This window comes from Priestia sp. BR_2, from assembly GCF_041954005.1.
Taxonomy (GTDB): domain Bacteria; phylum Bacillota; class Bacilli; order Paenibacillales; family Paenibacillaceae; genus Paenibacillus_AQ; species Paenibacillus_AQ lautus_A.
In genome coordinates this window covers 541,398-560,024 of the sequence record NZ_JAVFHM010000188.1, presented here as the reverse complement: position 1 = coordinate 560,024, position 18,627 = coordinate 541,398, and the positions used below count along the sequence as shown (strand labels likewise).

The window sequence follows — 18,627 nt, the reverse complement described above, 5'->3', positions numbered from 1 at the left end:
AACATCTCCGTAACGCTCATTTTTCGTTTAGCCAGCATCACATCGATATTGATTATTATGGCCATGTCGTTTCACCTCAGATTATTAAGTCGTTTTCCGATTTGATATCAATCGCTTCTTGTAACAGCCTTTGAAGGACGGCGGCAAAAACGGCAATCACCATGGAGGCGAAAATCAAGACCAATCCGATCAAGATGATGCCCGGGGCATCGTCTTTCTCCGCGACAAGATAGAACAGCGGCAGGCCAACCACGAACAAGCTGCTGATTGTGATTGCACAGTATTTTATACGCTTTAAAGCTCGTACAGACCATTCCGAGAACGCCTTGTTCTTATCAATATAACTTAAAAGCTTAAAGGCTTGATACAGCGCATAGTAAAACGGGATCGCCGCGGCATAAAAATCGATGAATACGAGATATTTAATATAACTCATATCCGGATACAGCTCGGCAGCAAAATTCGCGATCTCCGGCACCAAAAAGATGCACAAAGCAAGAATCGGAATACCGATAAGAATAACAGCCACCTTTAAAAAGAGCGTTGAAACTTGTTTCATCAAGAGCACCTCACTTCGATATTTTCATTTTTGACTTTAACATATAATTTATCGATTTACAATAAATCATTATTGTTTTTGATTATATTATTACTGTTACTCGATTATACCTTGTATTCTGCAAAAGAAAAAAACATTCTTCAATACGAAGAATGCTTTCATCCAACAATTTGTCACCGGAACAGGGATTCAAGGATGCCTGGAGCAAAATCGCTCACGATTTTATACTCCTTGCCGTATCTTTTATGCTTGCTCGAATGGTTATAAATCCGTATATGGTCCGGACTATAAACGACTAGCGTGAAGGTCGGCCCGTTTTCGGTACTCAACCGGATCTCATATTCGTCGCCGCTGTGATCCCTTACGCTGTTCTTACGCAGTTTGAGATCCGAGAAGCCGTTCACGATGCGATCAATCTCCGCTTGATCCGTCATTTTCAGCTGCTGCTCGTTCGGGCGGTTCCGGTTTCTTACAATGTCCAGCTCACGGATCGAGCCGGACTCCTTCAGCTGATCAAGGACCAGCTCCTTGAACGAGGTGCGGTTTTGACTTGCCGAATATACCGTCGCGCTAAGCAGCATCAGGACGCAAATTGCCAAAAAGACATACCAAAAGCGCTTGCTCATCCGCATCTCCTCCCTGGTGGCGGGTCATAAAATTACAAGATTGTTTACGAGTGTTCGCGGCAGCTTCTTCCATAACTATACCAAAATGCAAGGCATATCGTTAGGCAAAACGACTGAAACAATGGCTCATGATAAGCAGTTATTGAACCTGTGCGTATTGTCACGATGCATCATGCCGAGTTGGGGTACCAGTGCAATGCTTTATAGGAAAAACAAAATAACAGACGGAGGGAAGTCGTAAGACTTCGCCCCCGTCTGTTAGAGGATGTGAATTGTACTCCTGCAACCGAAATAAATAACCGTATCTCCAGTTAATAGCATGATCTGCCGAAGTATCGATTTACTCCGGCGTTCCTTGGGTCACGCCATGGATATAGGTGAGCCAAGGGGTATCCAGGGCTCCTTGTCCCGGGTTATAGGTGAAAAAGTACTCGACGGTGTCCCCTTGCTTGAGATTGTTTACAGGGTAAGTATAGTTGCCGTTCCCCGTTGGGGCCATGGCTACGTTCAGTTGCCCGCCGTTATTGATCTTGTAATGCAGATCGGCAAAGGTTGCGCCGTTGATATAGAACAGCAGGTCATTGCCGATTTTTTTCAGTCCCCTCACCTCATCGCCGATGACAATCACGCTGGATGGCGCCGGTACCACCGTGATCGTGGAAGAAGCGGTTTTCTGGCCATCGACGCTTGTAGCCGTAACGGTTGCCGTACCCGGAGCGAGCCCCGTCAAGACGCCTTCCTGACTCACAGAGGCAACACTCGCACCCGAAACGGACCAAGTGACCTGCTTATTCGTTGCATTGGAGGGCGCTATGCCGGCGTTTAACTGAAGACTCTGCCCCACTTCCACTTGTCCGGAGGTTGGATTCAGCGTGACGCCGGTAACCGGCACATTTCCGGGATTTCCGCTGCCGTTTTCTTTATAAACCCGCACATAATCGACCTGCATCGTAGCAGGAATATCGGACGGATTCGGAGAAATGCCGCCGTCAAAATTTCCGCCGAGCGCCAGATTCATGATGAGGTAGAAAGGCTGATCGAAAGGTGCGTTCGGATTGTTCGGTGCCGCCAAGGAATACCATTGTTCATTCGTCACCTTGAAGAAGAACTTGCCATCCACATACCATTTGATGTTGTCCTCTTCCCATACGACGGAATAGACATGATAGTCATTGTTGATGTTCTGCCCTTCCGGGAAATGATATTCGCCAGAAATATGTTGGTTCGCCGGCCATGTTCCACCGAAGTGCACGGCACCACTCGTCGAGCCTGGCAATCTCCCTCTCGCTTCCATCACGTCGATTTCGCCGGATGCTGCCCATGTTCCGTAAGGGCTGTCTTGCGGCAGCATCCATAGTGCCGGCCATATGCCATTTCCTGTCGGCAGTTTGGCACGGAAGTCGACTCGTCCGTACTTCAGGGTAAAATGATTCTTCGTGTTAATCTTACCGGAGGAGTATTGGGCATACCGGTTTGGATCCTGCGGGAAAGACTTGGGATCGTTCAATGCGCGGATGTTCAGCTTCCCGTCCTGCACGAACACATTTTGCGCACTATCGGTATAATGCTGCAGCTCCGCGTTGCCCCAGCCCCAGGTGTTTGGATCATCATTGAGATAATAACCTTGTTCATAGTTCCATTTGCTTGTATCCAATGTCGTGCCATTAAATTCATCCTGCCAAATGAGGTTCATGCCTTGAATGGCCGGGTCGCTTGGTGTCCCGATCGCAATATCCTCTTGGTCGCTTACATCCGGACGAGGAGCATCGGGATTGCCGATCAACGTGTAGTTGACGTAATTGCTACCCACGCTGCCGCCTTTTTGCCCGTTCAGTGGATAGCCGATCCGGATCTGCATATCTTCCTGGATGGGCTGAAACCACAGGCCGTAAATATAATCGGCCCAATATCCCCACTGATTCGCATCCGACATGTTGTTGTAGCCATTGGCAGCGTATGTAAATCCGCTCTGGCCGGAATTCCCCAGCTCAACCCACTGCCCGTTGATGTTAATCTGGTATACGAAATTATCAAGCTCCTTGCCTATCGGCGCTCCCCCGTCAATCTTAGGCAGCGGAATGCCGATCGAACCGTTTGCATCTGCCGTAAAGGTCGTTCCCTCATAAGGCGTAATGACATATGAGTTTCGTACGGCTTCATTAAAAGTGATGGTATACACAACGTTAACCCCGGAGGCTTTCGATTCCAATTTGACGTGGATCGACTCCGTAACGTTAAACCAGTACCCGCCGCCTCCATCGGTGAATTGTCCGAAATTATGATCATAGATCCAGCCGCTTGCAGCGTTGTTGTCGATGTCGATCCAGGTGCTGCTGTTAACCGGTTTCACATACACCTTCAAATCATCAGCGACGGCTGCATAGGTCACGGCAGGATCGTTATTGAACGTAGGGTAGGTAAAACCGGCGCCACCCGTAAAGCTTGCAGTAATCTGCGGCCCCTGGGTCGGCGTCATGGCTGTGATCGTGGTTTTGTTAATGTTCTGAAACACCAGCCTGTAATCCAGGGTAACCCCATTCGCTTTCGAGTACAGCTGAATCTCTGTCGTTGCAGAAAGCGTGAACCAATAACCTGTAAATCCTCCGTCGCTCCAATGTCCCCAATTCTGATTGTAAATAAAGCTGCTCACACTATCGATATCGACCCAGTTGCCGCCCACTTTCACTTTGACGCCCACGTCTTGGGCTACATCATTCCAAGTAGCTGCGCCTCCGTTGAATATGGGCATGACAAAGCCATAGCTGGCCTGTCCGACTCCTGATTTGGAGATGACCGGTCCGTCAGCCGCCGAAAAGTAATCCATCGAGGTAACCGTGGAATCTGCTGCCTCGACCTTCGAAGCTGGCCATAATCCGACACTTGCCAGCATGACAACCGCGAAGAACAAACTTAATCCCTTTTGCAAGTACCGCCTTTCCGCCGCGTAAGATCTCTTCATGAATACCCTCCCTTGTTCATATTGTGTGCTCTCAGCATTAGCGCCTGTAAGAAAACGCTTACAGCTGAGGACGTCTTCATTCTATCGAATTCCTAATCTGATGAATAGGTACCATATTTAGGGTGAGGTCTCAATATTTTGGATAACCCAAATACAAGACTTGGCTTTCCGTCAGAAATTAACGAATCATGGTGCGTAGAGTTATTTTCCATACGACAATGAACATAAGGCTGCCTCTTCGGCAGCCTTATGTCATCTCAAGCAGTTTACATAATATTTATTGGGTAAACATTAAACTTCACGATCCCCTGAGTAGAAAATCGCTCGAACTATGTATGATTGTTATTGTCCTAACGCAAAAGGAGCCGTTGCCCTATAAGGTCACCAGCTCCTTCACGATGGATATAAGTTTTTGCCCTCCGACGCCTTTACCCCATTTTCTAACAGCTTCGTCTAAACCCGCAGCACTTTAAGGAAAAGCCGTTTTACCACCCCTATGAACCGTGGTTTCATCCATGAAGAAGACAGGAAAATGGTATGCATCCCTAACCGGTTTCCGCCCCAGAGGTCGGTAAAGATGCCATTTCCAATAACTGCAGTCTCGTTGCTGCGCGTTCCCAGCATATTCATTGCGGTTAAAAATGCTTTTTTCTTCGGTTTGCCTGCTTCATACAATGCCGGAATCTCATTAATCTGACCGTGATTATGCATGGGTGGTTTGCTGTTGAAGACGATGATCACCTTGATTCCATATCTGGATTGAACGTTTTTCAGCCACGCTTTCATCGAATCTGACATGGATTCCGCATTCTTCAACGCTACCGTATTCGTCCAGTCGAGTATGATTCCTTTAATTCCTGCCCCCTGAAGAGCGTCTCCGTCTATCTCCTGAATGGAGTGAGCAATTTGAGAAGGTTTAAAAATAGGCATAGGTTACCTCCACTATATCTATATTGATATTGGTAAGCCAATAGGGTATAGAATGCCTCTTTTTGTTAAAATCATTCCCGCATGTTCACCAGAACCAAAAAAAACCGCATGAAGATGCGGCTTTTTTTCAGGCGGTGTTGCATTAATCCGGCGAGACTTCCTCTTGCAGCGGCATGCCCGCTTCAACCAATCGCTTATTGCGCATGAAGAAAACCGTAAGCACGAGCATAAACAATCCGGTACCGACCAGCAGCCATTCGATTTTGACCACGTCGGCAAGCGGACCGAATATCAGCATCCCGATAGGCATCATGGAAGTCGAAATCATCCCGAAGACACCGAATATACGCCCCAGATAATTTTCATCCACCTTCTCCTGCAGCATGACGGTCGTTGGCGTATTAAATATGGGCATCGCTACTCCGAATACAGCCATGATGGCCAAATAAATCCAGAAAACAGGCACAATGCCGAGCGCAAACGTGGACACGGCCATGACGAAGCTGGCTATAGCCATCGTGTACACTTTATTATTAAAGCCGCCCCAGGAAGCAATGATCCCCCCTCCAGCCATCATGCCGACGGAAAACGCGATTTCGATTGCCGTCAAGCGCCATACATCGTCCCCGAAGCTGCGGGTAACCTGCAGCGGGGTCAGAAAGGCTGCAGGCGCCATAAGCACGAAGAAAAAGGCGAAGAAGATAAAAAACGACTTGAGAAAAGCATGCTGTTTAATGTAGGCCAAGCCCTCTTTGAAATCGTCCAGATAGCCCGTGCTTTGCGTGTCCGACGCCTTTTTGTGCAGCGGAATTTTGAGAAAGGCAAACAATGTAAAGATCGCGATCGCAGCCGTAACGACGTCGATAAAAAAAATCGCTTCGATCGTTGCTACGGTAAGCAATCCCGCGCTGACGATGGGCGCTACGAACATGATCAGCGCTTGTAGGCTGCCGTTAATACCGTTTACTTTCGTCAGCTTATCTTGCGGCACGATTTGAGGCAATATGGCTCCGACCGCTGGAGTCTGAATGCCGGCCCCGAGCGCGCGTACGGCGGAAATGATAAACAGCAGCCAAACCGCCTGATAGCCAAGCATAAACGTAATGGCCAACATCAGCGTAACCACCGCGATCATAGAATCCGCGATCATAATGAGCGTTTTACGGTTGAAGCGGTCCGCCCATACCCCGGCAAAAGGCGACAGCAGGAACGTCGGAATGAATCCGCAAATAATATACAGCGTCATCATGATGCCCGACTGCGTCGTCAGCGTAATGTGCCACATAATGGCATATTGAACCAAGGCAGACCCGAACAGCGAGAGTGTTTGGCTGCTTAAAAAGAGAATGATGTTCCTTTTCCAATGGATTTTCTGGGCATCTTCGGTTTCTGACATCGTCCCACCCTTTCGTATGGTCTCGCTCACGCGAATTACACTCATTATAACGTTTAACGTTAGGCGACATTTCTTTTTAATTGCTCATTATGGATTATCTACGATACATATACCCTACATTTATAATTTATCCTTTAACCGCTTGATGAAAACATGCTTCGCTTTTTCTTATTTGCTGCCGCGCTCCACCCTGCGTTCCGTCAAAAAGTAGAGCAATGCCAAGGCCGGAAAAAGAACGCCCAGCCACATCGCCGCTTTCCAGCCGCCCATAGCGTAGGCCCATCCCCCGGCTGCGGAGCCTATGGCCCCGCCGGCAAAAAAGATCGCCATATACAAGCCGTTCAGCCGGCTCCGCACCTCGGCTCCCAACGTGAAAATCGCGCGTTGTCCCAACACCAAATTGGCGGACACGCCCATATCCAGCAGGATGGCGGCAAGTACCAGGATCACGATAGAAAGCAGAGAACCGCCGGCAAACACAATCGGCAAAAGTCCGGATAGTATCACCAGCACGATGGCAATTCCGGTTGCGGGCCGGATCAGACCCTTATCCGCAAAGCGGCCGGCAAGCGGTGCGGCGGCAGCGCCTGATACTCCAGCCAAAGCAAACAACGCAACGCCTGCAGAGGAAAAGTGATACAGCGGACTTGTTAATACAAGCGGAACCGTTGTCCAGAACAGGCTGAACATCCCGAACAGAAAAGCGTGATACAGCGCCCTGCGACGTAGTATCGGCGTCGTTTTCAGCAGCCCCAGCATGGATGTGATGATTGCAGGATATTTATCGGTTGTTTGCGGCTTCCTTGCCGGCAGTACTTTGATCAAAACCAGAGCCAGCACGAAGAGAATGGCGGATGACATCATAAAGATAGCATGCCAGCCGAAGTAATTTTCCACCAAACTCGAAACCGGACGGGCCAGCATGATTCCTAACAACAGTCCGCTCATGACATTACCGACATTGCGTCCTCTCGTCTCCTCCGGGGAGAGATGCGCTGCATAAGGGACCAGGATCTGGGCCGCAACGGACCCCACGCCGATAAACAAGGAGGCGGCAAGAAACAGAGCGGCGTTTCGGGCTGCGGCGGCAAAGATTAAGACGATGGCCGTCAGCATCAGCAGCGTAACCACCAGTTTGCGATTTTCCAGCAAATCTCCCAAAGGAACGATGAACAGCAAGCCGATCCCGTAACCGATTTGGGTCAGCGTGACGATAACCCCTGCGGCTCCTGAAGATAATCCTATAGATGAACTGATCGACTCAACTAAAGGCTGCGTATAGTAAAGATTGGCAACGATCAAGCCGCACGCAACAGCAAGAATCAGCATAATCCAGGGGGACGCGGAAATCTCCAACTTGCCCTTTGCATTTCCATTAACATTCATGAGAAGCACTCCTTTTATAAAAATGATAGTGTAATCATATTGGAACGTTCATTCCAATATGGGAATACGTTCCCCCTGCATGCTTAAGCAAGGGGGATCCAATCGGAATGATTGTTCCGGAATGATGAAAAAAAAAGCTCTACAGCGACTCGATAACGGCGTTCATCATGCCGCGAACTTTATCGCTGTCGCTTTGGATCCTGGCCATCACGTTGATGCCGTGGTTGAGATTAAGCAGCAGGAACGACAGCATCTTTATGTCTTTCTCGGGGGAAATTTCGCCCGTTTCCTGACCCTTTTTTAATTTCTCGTAGAACAGCTGCTCCAGCTCCGTAAAGCTTTGGCGAATCGTATTCTGCAAGGGCTCATCCATGGCATCCAGACCCACGGAAGCGTTCGTAATCAGACATCCGTTCGGGTAAGCTTCACCGTGCGTCGCAAACGCGTTCGTAATATGCAGTTCAAAATATTGGCGGATCCCGGCGATCGCAGAAGGGGCATGGTTCATCAGATCGCGTTTTTTTTGCGACATTTTTTTGTATTGCTGGATGGCCTCATAATAAAGCGTTTGTTTATCCTGAAATGTTTCGTACATGCTGGACCTGCTTAATTCCATCGCTTGCAATAAATCCGGTATGCTTGCCCCCTCGTACCCTTTCTCCCAAAAAACGATCATCGCTTTGCGAAGCACCTGCTCACGGTCAAATTCTTTGGTCCGTCCCATTCATACCTCCTCCTTCTCAACACGAGTATAGACTATTCGGAACGAACATTCCAGTATTTTTTTCAATCACTTATTTTCGCCCTACCTCCATTCGAAGCAAAATAGATGGGGTTTGTCACTACAGCCATCGACATGCCATCCGCCTGTCCGAACTGCCGCCAAACCTCTGCCCGTAAGAAGCATCTATGCTTTGCGTCAAACGTCAGTATAACGCCACCTTCCGAGTCGACAGCAGTTTCTGCCTCAAGACCGCGCTCGCTGTACAGGCGAATCAGATCGCCCGCCATTAAATCATCCAGTTGAACGACCACCTCGTGACTGGCTTGCTCATATGGCACTTCATCTCCAATCCCGTAATCACCGCACTGAAGGTTGGCAAAAGGGCCGTCTGGCGAATTGGTAATCACGACGCGGCCATCCTTAATACCGTTTAGAACACCCACCACCGTTTTTTCATGGGTCCAGACCCATACGCATGGCATCGCATGCTTCACATAGGAATCCGGGCGATGCACATCGCTTCCGCCTACGGCTACCAGGCGTCTCCCTGCGACAAGCTGTTCCTGCCACCAAGAAAGCGCGCGTCTGTTGTGCTCTCTCCATGGCCCGTTCCAAATTTCTACCCCGTCGTAATCCACATCGAAATCCCACTCCCACGGGCAGTGATCACAGTGCGTATGGTTCAGCACAATCTTGGCCCCCCGCTCGCGGGCGATTCGAAACTTCTCGTGAACATCGGATATGCCCGATACGCGAAAATCATCCATGGGGCTCGACACGCCAAGGAAATTACTATGACCATAATTCGTCGTAAACTCCGTACCCGGTATCATAAGCACCGAGGTCCCGCGCGGATAGGCAAGGTTCTGGCTGCTCGTATTATGATCGGTCATGGCCATAAAATCGCAGCCCAGGCTTTCCATGATGGCCGCATTTTCTTCCAGCGTATAAGACCCGTCGCTATGAACGCTATGCGTGTGAAGATCTCCCTTCAGCCAGCGCCATGTTTTGTAGGTAAACTCGATTTCGATCGTGACCAAGCAACCCTCAGCGGGCACCTTGTAGGCATTATGGAGAATAGCCCATTCTCCTGTGGCCAATAGTCCGGGCAGATAACCCGGGGTGGCTGTATTCGGACCGATATTCAATTCCTGACGAGCCCCTCCGCTCCAGCCTCTTACTTTCTCCGCGTCCCGTATCCCTAGATCAATGACCGCTTCGGCAGGGTCGCCGCCACGGGAATCCACCAGATAGCTTACGTGGATTTCTTCGACATCCGGTGGCATTTGGAACGGAATTTCAATGTACGAGCTTTGTTCCGAATGCTCAATGTATCTTTTGTAAACCGATGTGGTCCTCCGCTCGATTTGTTGTGTCATATGAATTCCTCCTCTTCTCTGCCTATTCTTTATTTGCGCCGACAAACATTCCTTTGACAAAATACTTTTGCACATACGGATAGATGATGATGAGCGGGAGCAGGGCAATGACAATCCCCGCCATTCGGACATTGGTCGTGATCATGAAATTGCTCGAGGTCGAATCGGTATCGACGATGAGCGATTTCAGCGCGATTTGCAGCGTATATTTGGACGAATCGTTGATATAAAGGACGGCCGGCGTGAATTGGTTCCAGCGACTGACGAACTCAAACAGCGTAACCGTTGCCAGTCCTGCGCTCGCAAGCGGCAAGTACATCGTAAAGAAGATCCGAGGATCTCCGGCTCCGTCAATCCGGGCAGATTCCGACATTTCGTAAGGAACGCTCAAAAAGAAATTTCGCATGAGGATGACACTGAATCCGGATACGAAACCTGAAAGTATTAATGAGGACAGCGTGTTAAGGAGTCCTAAATCCTGATTCACGATATAGAGCGGTATCATAATCGCCTCGCTTGGAATCATCATCGTTAGCAGGATCGCGGTTAACATCCACTTTTTACCGGGAAGTCCTTTCTGTATCAGGACATAGCCCGCCATGGAACTTAGGAAGACATGACCTAAGGTACCGACAACGGTCACAATGACATTGTTCGTAAAAGGCAAATAAAGCTTCATGCGGTTCCATACGGTGGAGAATCCCTCGAGGCTGAATTCCTTGGGCCAGAGTACGATCCCCGGCTGCATGGAAGCAAAATTGGATGAGAATGCAAGCGCGAGTGTATTTATGAACGGAATAACCATAGTCAAAACGAGCAGAAGGAGGAACAGAACATTGATCGTATCAAACAAACGGCCAGGCAAGCTTATTTTATTCATTGATTTCATATACCGACTCACCCTTCATCATAGCGGATCACCGCTCTTGTTACATACGTCAGCGTGAATGTTGCCAAAATCACCAGGAAGCCGGCCGCGGTTGCAGGTCCAACGCTAAATTCCAATATCCCTTTTTGATAGGTGTACATCATAATGACGTCAACTTTCTTGGCAATGGCGCCATTACTCATCACGAATATTTGATCGAACAAACGCAGGATACCCAATACATTTAACATGATGACCACTTTCATGGTAGAACGAAGCATCGGAACGGTGACGTAACGGGCCTTCTGCCAACGACTGGCGCCGTCCATGCTAGCAGCCTCATACAGCGAGGGATTAATGTTCACGATGGCGGCCAGGTACATAATGCAGGTATATCCCATCTCCTTCCAACCTGAAGTAAGGATCATGACGATGCGGGCATAACGATCCGAAGAGAGGAACCCGACCGACTGGCCGCCGAATAGCTGAATGATCTGGTTCACGATGCCTGTATCCGGAGACAACAGCAGAATCCACATCCCGCCTACGACCACCCAAGAGAATAAATGAGGTAAATAGACAATCATCTGGGTCATTTTTTTGAACCAGGCGGAAGCCACTTCATTTAAGGAGAGCGCAAGAATCAGCGGCAAAAAGAAGTTGATGATAAAGCCTCCCGCACCGATCACGATCGTATTTTGAAAAACTTCCCAAAACACCGGATCCTTCAGTACCCTCAGATAGTTATCGAAACCGATAAAGGGCCGGTCACCGATCAGCCGGTAATCTTGAAAGCTGATGGCAAGTCCCCGGGCCAGCGGATAAAAGGAAAAGATGAGGAAATAGGCCAGGATGGGAAGCATCATAAAATATAGAGTTTTGTATTTGAATACGGCTTTCACGGAAATTCACCACCATGATCGAAAAATAAAGAGGGAGCGGCGTGATCACCGCCCCCTGCTCTTAAAGCTTTTAATCGATATACCCGCCGGCTTTAAGTGCTTCCCGCATTTTCTTTACGGCGTCGGCTGCCGGCATCTCGCCCATGATCGCTTTGAAGGAATGTTCATTGATGATCTTCTCGGCATCCGCCCAATGGGAAGGCGTCATTTCCAAAGCAGCGTATTGATCGACGAGATCCTGCGCTTCCTGCACGCCCGGCAGTTTACCGAAAGGCGCTTCGACATTACGGTTGTACCAGAAAGGAACGCCATGGTCGGAAGCATGCTCTTTACCGGTTTGCGTCAGCGTAAACTTGCCGTTGTCAACCGTGTAATCCACATCCTTGATGCCTAAGCTGCCCAGGGTTATCCCTTCCTCGGAATGCCACCATTCAATGAATTCGAAAGCTGTTTTCGGATGCTCTGCATTCACGGGTATAACCCAAACGTCCGGATCGCCCCTGCGCAGCATGTGGTTGCCGTTCGCATCGGCTGCACCCGGCAAACCCTTCGCTTCGAATTCCGTATTCGGGTCTTGTTCATGGCGCGTGTTGTTCAGCATGCCCACCCAAGCGTCCCAATACGTAATCATGCCGACGCGATCGGCAAGGAACAGGTCGCGCATTTTACCGGTGTCATTCGTGGTGAAGTTCGGATCCAGAATGCCTTCCTCAAACAGCTTGTTCAGCCATTCATAAACCGGGATGGCCGCATCCGTGGAATACGGAACGTCCAGCTTGCCGTCAGCGGATTCCACGTATCGTTGTTTCAGGCCTGCGGCGCTGAAGAAGCCCTGCAATTCGTACATGCCGGCCGTGCTGAGTCCGTACGTGTCTTTTTTGCCGTTGCCGTCCGGATCTTGATCGGTGAAAGCTTTGAGGACGGTGTAATAATCGTCCAGCGTTTCAGGCTCGGGCAGATTTAATTTGTCCAGCCAGTCCTTGCGAACGATCGGCATCGTTCCTCCTTGGTACTTGGTGAACACGCCGTAGATTTCGCCATCCTTCGTCTTGACCTGTTCCCACTCCTTGGCGGGAATGACATTGGGATCCGAAAGCACCTTGGAGCCGTTCACTTGATCGGTCAACGGTGTAAGAATTCCTTGATCAATGAACGTGGACATTTTCTCTTTGCTGATCTGCAGCAGATCGAACTTTTCCCCGGAAGCGATGGCTGCCAGCAGCTTCTGGTCATAGTCGGCAGCCGGCTTGTTCATCGTAACCTTGATGCCGGTTAGACGCTCGATTTCCTGCTCGAACTGCGTATTCTCCTCAGGCGTTTTGCCGCCGATGACACCCGTCATGATTTTGAGCGTACGTTCTTCGGCATTCGATGCAGCTTGGGACGCGGCATTGCCGCCTTCCTGTGTGCTACTGCTGCCGGCGTTCGGGGAACAACCCGCAAGCAGCCCGCCGAACAGAGATACAGCCATGATTGCACTCATGATCTTGATTCTTTTTACCAAGCTAACCACTCCTTCATTGTCGTTAAGAAAGAAATTTGCAGGATTCCCTCACAACCAGCTGCGCGGGTATGATGATTTGCCTGTGGATACGTTTATCGCTTATTTTCTCGAACAACAGCTTGGCTGCTTCCGCTCCGAGCGTCTCTGCCGACAATTCCACGGATGTCAGCTTTGGATTCATATCCTGAGCCAGAATAGCATCATTGCTGAGAGCGATGACCGACAGCTGTTCGGGCACCTCGATATCCAGCTCCCTGGCAGCCCTCAGCACGCCAAGCGCCACTCGATCCGTGTCCGTAATGACTGCCGTATAATTCATGTTTCCATAAGTGTTCATGATGGACATATATCCGTATTCCGTTCCGTTGGCATGCAGCTTGTGGTCAAAGTACACCACATACTCTTCGGGCATCGGCAGGCCGTGTTGGCTATAAGCCTCCGCCAAGCCAAGTTGTCGATCGTAGGACACGGTCATATCGGAGGATGCATTCAGGAAGAGAACAGTTTGATGTCCGCTCCGGAGCAAATAATCTCCAACCATTTGAGCCACGTTTGCATTGTTGTTATCTACGTAACTGATCGTATCGTCATAAGGATCCGACCGCCCCACCAGCACTAAAGGAGTGCCCATCATCAGGTACCGTTGAATTCGCAAATCATTTTTTCGCGGGTTGAGCAGAATGACGCCATCGACAGGATCCTGCGAATACAAAGTGGGATCCTCCTGCTCGGGCAAGGTGTCCAGAACTAGGCGGTACCCTTGCTTGGAGCATTCCTTGATGACACCGTTAATCAACTGAGTATCGAATGCCGTCATCGTCCCATCAGGCGGGAGTGGTATCTTGAGGCCGATGCTCATCGTCCTCTTGATCGCCAGGCTTCGGGCCAGGTGATTCGGGAAATATCCCAGCTCTTGGGCTACCTCTAATACCCGCTCCGTCACTTGTTGGCTGATCGGCCTTTTTTTGCTGAACACACTGGACACGGTTCCCTTGGATACTCCAGCCATCCTGGCAACGTCATCAATGGTAGCCATCTATCGTTGTTCCTTTCTCTAGCAGATTCTGATGGATTGCTTGATCATTAAACCGGTTTAATAACCCTACGTGATTGATTTTAAAAAAGATTAATTGAATAGAATGCAGGTTTATGTTAATTGAAAATTAAATCTTAGGTATAAAACTCGTTTCTTTTTGACAAACCAAAAAAGCCGCCTATCAGGCGACTTGGTATGCACGTATATGATAGAAAAGCTATCCCTACTGAGCTCAATTACCGTTAAAGTTTATCCTTCCCGTGCATCACCTAGGCTTTCTTTGAGCGCATCGCTTTACATTGAGTAATGCTTTGATCGTTCATGAGTTTGAGGTATTCGTCTGACTCTACGGCGTAGATTGCGACTTTCCCTTCAGCGTCATGATGAATCCCCCAGCCATAGCGCTTGCCTAAGGACGAGGTTCGGAGACAAGGCTGCCCTTTCGAAAAAAACTTCTCGCGAGCGGCTGCTCTTTCCGTTTCCGGAATCTGATTACGCTCGGCAAACACTTCGAACAATACATCTTCTTGCGTGTATCGGTAAGGGTGGTTCGACAGCAGCTCATACTGAATCACCGGTATGGTCTTAGACTCACCTTTTGCTTGCGGAATGACAGCCTCGCTGACAGGGCAGTCTTCGGCAATTTGAATAAAGGTGTCGTATTCATTCATGTCTTTCATATGTAAGAATAACCTCCAATTCTAATTAACATTCAGTATACATCATATCGTAGCATCATCTACAGACTAGCGCTTGAATCTTGAATCTCTTCCGCCTTGTATCCGAAGCAGCGGCTCCAGGCAGCGGATGCTGGCTTCGACCACTCACTTATTGGAGATCAAAACAGTTGTACGGGCAAGAACAATCCCTTTTCAATCAACGGTCCGAATATCAACATCCCGACGGACATCATGGACAGGCTTCTCTTAAATCGTAATCGCCAAAAATGAAGTGCTCATGACTTTATCCTGATAAGTTTCCTAATGTCCTGGAATAAATAACAGCCTCAATCCGTCCTTCCGGGAAATTGAGACTGTTATGTTATTGAGGCACAAGAATCCGAATCTCATTCACCCGTATAATATCTAATTAAAGCCTGCGTGCCTTTATCCTCAAGCCCCTTCTCGGCCAGCTGGCTGTACAGCGATTCGGCTAGGGACAAGCCCGGCGTAACCAAGTTCATCGCCTTAGCGGATTCCAGCGCGATTCCCATATCCTTAATGAAATGCTTGATATAGAATCCCGGCTCCAGATTCCCGGCAATCATGCGAGGAGCCAAATTGCTAAGCGACCAGCTGCCCGCCGCTCCGCTCTCGATGCTCTTGAGCACGATTTCGGGATCCAGCCCGGCGCACTCCGCATAGGCCATCGCCTCGCAGACTCCCATCATGTTAGAGGCAATGGCGATCTGGTTGCACATCTTCGTATGCTGTCCGGCGCCGGCTTGCCCTTGATGGACAATATTGCTTCCCATCGTCGACAGCAGCGGCTGCACCGCCTTGACGTCTCCCTCTTCCCCGCCGATCATGATGGACAGTCTCGCCTCACGTGCCCCCACGTCACCGCCGGAGACCGGAGCATCCATGGCATGGAGCCCTTTCGACGAGGCGGCTTCATAAATACGGCGGGCTAGCAGCGGACTGGACGTCGTCATATCGATCAAATATGCCCCTTCCCTGGCATGCGCCACCAGCCCGTCCGGTTCCAAATAGAGTTCCTCGACATCCTTCGGGTAGCCCACCATCGTAATGATTACGTCGCAGGCCTGCGCCAGCTTGGCCGGGGTATCGTGCCATACGGCGCCGTCCGCCACCAGCCGCTCCGCCTTGGAGGCGGTTCGCGTGTAAACGTGCAGCGGGTAGCCGGCTTTCCGGATATGCCCTGCCATGCTGTGGCCCATTACGCCCAAGCCGATAAACCCTACGGTCGTTTGATTCGGTGTGATTGTCATCATGTGATCCTCTCCTTTTATTCTATATAAGCCTGAGTCTGTAAAAGTAGTTTTCCTATCTTACCGACAGCCGATACTGCCGTGGAGACATCTGCAGGAATCGCTGAAAGGCCCGGTTCAGGTTTCGTTCGGAATAACCGACGATTTCAGCAATCTCCGTGACCGTGTAATCCGTATCCTTGAGCAGCTGTTTCGCCTTCTGCACTTTGAAGTTCATGACGTATTCAACAAAGGATATGCCCATCTCCTTCTTGAACAGCCGGCTGAGATACGATGGGCTCACCCCCACCAGCTCGGCACAGTCCGCCAGTGAATGAGCACCATCGGGATGACGGCAGATATGGCTGCATACCCGCTGAACGATTAGGCGGGTGGATCGGGTGCGCAGGTCATGGCTGATTTCCTGGTACAGCGGGAACAGCACGCCGATGAACCAGTCATGCATTTCACGGGAGGTCTGGTTCTCCTTCAGCTGGTCGAACAGGTTACCCCCCAGCAGCTCCAGCACGCCGGGACCTTTCTCCTCCATTGACTGGACTATGGCCGAGAGCAGCACGTAATAGCTCTGGGAGGTTACGTTGTACGATTCCGACACCCGAATACGCCGGGAAAATTCATGAAGCGACGCCTCGGCCTGCGGAAGATCCCCGTTCCACAAATATTCGATCATCTCCGATTCGATATCCTTCGGATACATGAACACGGGATTACGCTCGATTCGGATCATGTCTTCATAAAACAGTACGGTATCCGCATCATGGAACAGGCGATATTGCAGAGCAAGCTGCGCCTCCTTATAGGATTCAGCCGCCCGGGTCAATGTTCCAGTATTGCCGATGCCGATGGACGCGGAAAATGAAAGATAGCGCGCCAGGGACTGGCTGACGGATTCCGCATAACATGCGAGGAGGTCGCGGAACTCCTGGGGGGAAGCCCCGGGCTCTCCCAGCCTCAGGATCGCCGCCGCTTCACGATCCTCCCGGTCCACCACGTAGCCCTCCAGCTGCCGGTTGTTTGCCAGCAGCTCGGACATGACGTTTTTGACCGCAAACACGATGACCGGACCTTCGTTAGGCAAGAATCGTTTTTTCACCGGATTCTCGACTTTCACCACCATCGTGGCATATGGTCCGCTCATCGGGATCTTGTGCTTCGCGCACCCCTCCTCCAGTGTGCCGGACCGCCATGAGCTTCCGGACAGCAGCAAACGCTGCAGAAACCGTTCCCGTAAATCCGGTTGAATTTTTCGAATGTAGCTGTTCAGGGATTCCGCCTGCTCGTTTAAGTAGCTGAGGGAGGAGCGGATGTATTCGATTTCATTCTCTTTGACGGAGCTCTCCACCCCACTCCTGCCGTTTCTTCTCAAATGTTCCCCGTAACGAAGGAGCTGCTGAATCGGATTGTACGCGATTTTGGACGAGAACCAGGTGAGCAATACCGCGATCAGCATGAAGACGGTCACCGACATGACGATCAGGACGCGGATCCACCTCAATTGCTCGATCATCTCCCGCTCCGGCATCCGGGACACGTATAGACGGCCCATAGACGTCTTGTAAAAGGCGATCAGTTCCTTGCCGTCCTCCCCGGTCATGACGTCATGGCCGGAAGTTTCCCCGTTCTCTACCAAAGATCCCAAAATGGGGTCTTCATCCGCGGTTTTGCCGATCTCGCTGCGTCCATCCGTATGCAGCATGACCCGGCGATCGGAGTCCAGAATGGCCAGCGACTGCTCCTCCAGGGAAAGGGAATAATTGTTCAAAAGGCTGCGAAGCGATTCCTCTTTCACGTGTATTAGGATGGTGCCCCTCGGTTGGCCCTGCACCATAACGGGAAGATGGCGGACGTAAGAGACGTATCCGTTCTCCGACGACTTCGGGAGGTGCATCCACCTCGCTCCCCCTTCCTTCGCCAGGGCTTGCTCAATATCTTCTTTTCCTTTATACCCGTCCAGGTGGACCAGGCCATAGGAATGCGACAGCAGCAGCCGGTGCCGAACATCGTAAAACAGGATGTCTTCGATCAGGTTATTGGTATTTTTGTGCAGTTGAAACAGCTTGAGCATATCCAATTGCTGCATGTAGTCCGTCTCATATTCGGGATTTTCCAGCGCGCTGCGAATCAGCGGACCGCTGGCAAGCTGAAGCGATTCATGCTCGATGCTTGTTATGATATTTTCGACGCGGTCCTTCAGCTGCATCAAGGAAGCCATATTATTTTCCTGGAACTGGACCGTCAGCTTTTTCATGGAGAAATGGTAGTACGCGCTTCCGGCTAGGATCACCGGAATTACGGCCGACAGACATCCGAGCCAAATCAGACGCTTCAGATAGCGGTTCGCGGAGAACCAGCGGAGGAACGATGCCTGAATATGCTGCCAAAGAGACCTCACGATTTATCACCTCCG

The 18,627-nt window shown here is 50.2% G+C and carries 15 protein-coding genes and 1 pseudogene; all 16 read right to left on the bottom strand.

The window, feature by feature from the left end:
- Positions 1-65 (bottom strand): annotated as a pseudogene (locus RB298_RS12800) (helix-turn-helix domain-containing protein); the annotation flags it as partial.
- A gap of 11 nt (positions 66-76) precedes the next feature.
- Positions 77-559 carry a DUF2975 domain-containing protein gene (locus RB298_RS12795; protein WP_096774057.1) on the bottom strand — a complete coding sequence of 161 codons (483 nt, stop codon included), beginning with the start codon at positions 557-559 and terminating at the stop codon, positions 77-79.
- 173 nt (positions 560-732) lie between these two features.
- A complete protein-coding gene (locus tag RB298_RS12790) occupies positions 733-1,185 on the bottom strand; it encodes a hypothetical protein (protein WP_486047246.1) in 453 nt (150 codons plus the stop codon).
- 340 nt (positions 1,186-1,525) lie between these two features.
- Positions 1,526-4,144 carry a family 16 glycosylhydrolase gene (locus tag RB298_RS12785; protein ID WP_486047245.1) on the bottom strand — a complete coding sequence of 873 codons (2,619 nt, stop codon included), beginning with the start codon at positions 4,142-4,144 and terminating at the stop codon, positions 1,526-1,528.
- Positions 4,145-4,597: 453 nt separating this feature from the next.
- Positions 4,598-5,074, bottom strand: a complete 477-nt coding sequence (locus tag RB298_RS12780) for a YqeG family HAD IIIA-type phosphatase (protein WP_486047244.1) — start codon at positions 5,072-5,074, stop codon at positions 4,598-4,600.
- A 142-nt stretch (positions 5,075-5,216) separates the two neighbouring features.
- A complete protein-coding gene (locus RB298_RS12775) occupies positions 5,217-6,470 on the bottom strand; it encodes an MFS transporter (protein WP_375120054.1) in 1,254 nt (417 codons plus the stop codon).
- 168 nt (positions 6,471-6,638) lie between these two features.
- A complete protein-coding gene (locus RB298_RS12770) occupies positions 6,639-7,856 on the bottom strand; it encodes an MFS transporter (RefSeq protein ID WP_213578893.1) in 1,218 nt (405 codons plus the stop codon).
- 139 nt (positions 7,857-7,995) lie between these two features.
- On the bottom strand, positions 7,996-8,580 hold the full coding sequence (locus tag RB298_RS12765) for a TetR/AcrR family transcriptional regulator (RefSeq protein ID WP_096774064.1): 585 nt from the start codon (positions 8,578-8,580) through the stop codon (positions 7,996-7,998).
- A gap of 62 nt (positions 8,581-8,642) precedes the next feature.
- The gene (locus RB298_RS12760) at positions 8,643-9,959 is read right to left on the bottom strand and encodes a CehA/McbA family metallohydrolase (protein ID WP_486047243.1); all 1,317 of its coding nucleotides are present in this window, start codon (positions 9,957-9,959) and stop codon (positions 8,643-8,645) included.
- A gap of 22 nt (positions 9,960-9,981) precedes the next feature.
- Entirely contained in the window at positions 9,982-10,848 is an 867-nt protein-coding gene (locus RB298_RS12755; protein WP_192571616.1) for a carbohydrate ABC transporter permease, read from the bottom strand.
- An 8-nt stretch (positions 10,849-10,856) separates the two neighbouring features.
- Positions 10,857-11,729 carry an ABC transporter permease subunit gene (locus RB298_RS12750; RefSeq protein ID WP_486047242.1) on the bottom strand — a complete coding sequence of 291 codons (873 nt, stop codon included), beginning with the start codon at positions 11,727-11,729 and terminating at the stop codon, positions 10,857-10,859.
- A gap of 70 nt (positions 11,730-11,799) precedes the next feature.
- On the bottom strand, positions 11,800-13,242 hold the full coding sequence (locus RB298_RS12745; RefSeq protein ID WP_486047241.1) for an extracellular solute-binding protein: 1,443 nt from the start codon (positions 13,240-13,242) through the stop codon (positions 11,800-11,802).
- A gap of 13 nt (positions 13,243-13,255) precedes the next feature.
- The gene (locus RB298_RS12740) at positions 13,256-14,269 is read right to left on the bottom strand and encodes a LacI family DNA-binding transcriptional regulator (protein WP_486047240.1); all 1,014 of its coding nucleotides are present in this window, start codon (positions 14,267-14,269) and stop codon (positions 13,256-13,258) included.
- Between the two features lie 269 nt (positions 14,270-14,538).
- Positions 14,539-14,949 (bottom strand): DUF6157 family protein, encoded by a 411-nt coding sequence (locus tag RB298_RS12735; RefSeq protein WP_096774070.1) that lies wholly within the window; start codon positions 14,947-14,949, stop codon positions 14,539-14,541.
- Between the two features lie 386 nt (positions 14,950-15,335).
- Complete coding sequence (locus tag RB298_RS12730; RefSeq protein ID WP_486047256.1) at positions 15,336-16,241, bottom strand: NAD(P)-dependent oxidoreductase; 906 nt, start codon at positions 16,239-16,241, stop codon at positions 15,336-15,338.
- Between the two features lie 34 nt (positions 16,242-16,275).
- Positions 16,276-18,612, bottom strand: coding sequence for a helix-turn-helix domain-containing protein (locus tag RB298_RS12725; protein ID WP_486047239.1), 2,337 nt, complete (start codon positions 18,610-18,612; stop codon positions 16,276-16,278).
- Positions 18,613-18,627 lie beyond the last annotated feature (15 nt).

What these genes read in the sequence shown, in the direction of transcription:
- RB298_RS12795 (WP_096774057.1), bottom strand. Translation starts at nt 559, where the DNA reads ATGAAACAAGTTTCAACGCTCTTTTTAAAGGTGGCTGTTATTCTTATC.
- RB298_RS12790 (WP_486047246.1), bottom strand. Translation starts at nt 1,185, where the DNA reads ATGAGCAAGCGCTTTTGGTATGTCTTTTTGGCAATTTGCGTCCTGATG.
- RB298_RS12785 (WP_486047245.1), bottom strand. Translation starts at nt 4,144, where the DNA reads ATGAAGAGATCTTACGCGGCGGAAAGGCGGTACTTGCAAAAGGGATTA.
- RB298_RS12780 (WP_486047244.1), bottom strand. Translation starts at nt 5,074, where the DNA reads ATGCCTATTTTTAAACCTTCTCAAATTGCTCACTCCATTCAGGAGATA.
- RB298_RS12775 (WP_375120054.1), bottom strand. Translation starts at nt 6,470, where the DNA reads ATGTCAGAAACCGAAGATGCCCAGAAAATCCATTGGAAAAGGAACATC.
- RB298_RS12770 (WP_213578893.1), bottom strand. Translation starts at nt 7,856, where the DNA reads ATGAATGTTAATGGAAATGCAAAGGGCAAGTTGGAGATTTCCGCGTCC.
- RB298_RS12765 (WP_096774064.1), bottom strand. Translation starts at nt 8,580, where the DNA reads ATGGGACGGACCAAAGAATTTGACCGTGAGCAGGTGCTTCGCAAAGCG.
- RB298_RS12760 (WP_486047243.1), bottom strand. Translation starts at nt 9,959, where the DNA reads ATGACACAACAAATCGAGCGGAGGACCACATCGGTTTACAAAAGATAC.
- RB298_RS12755 (WP_192571616.1), bottom strand. Translation starts at nt 10,848, where the DNA reads ATGAAATCAATGAATAAAATAAGCTTGCCTGGCCGTTTGTTTGATACG.
- RB298_RS12740 (WP_486047240.1), bottom strand. Translation starts at nt 14,269, where the DNA reads ATGGCTACCATTGATGACGTTGCCAGGATGGCTGGAGTATCCAAGGGA.
- RB298_RS12735 (WP_096774070.1), bottom strand. Translation starts at nt 14,949, where the DNA reads ATGAAAGACATGAATGAATACGACACCTTTATTCAAATTGCCGAAGAC.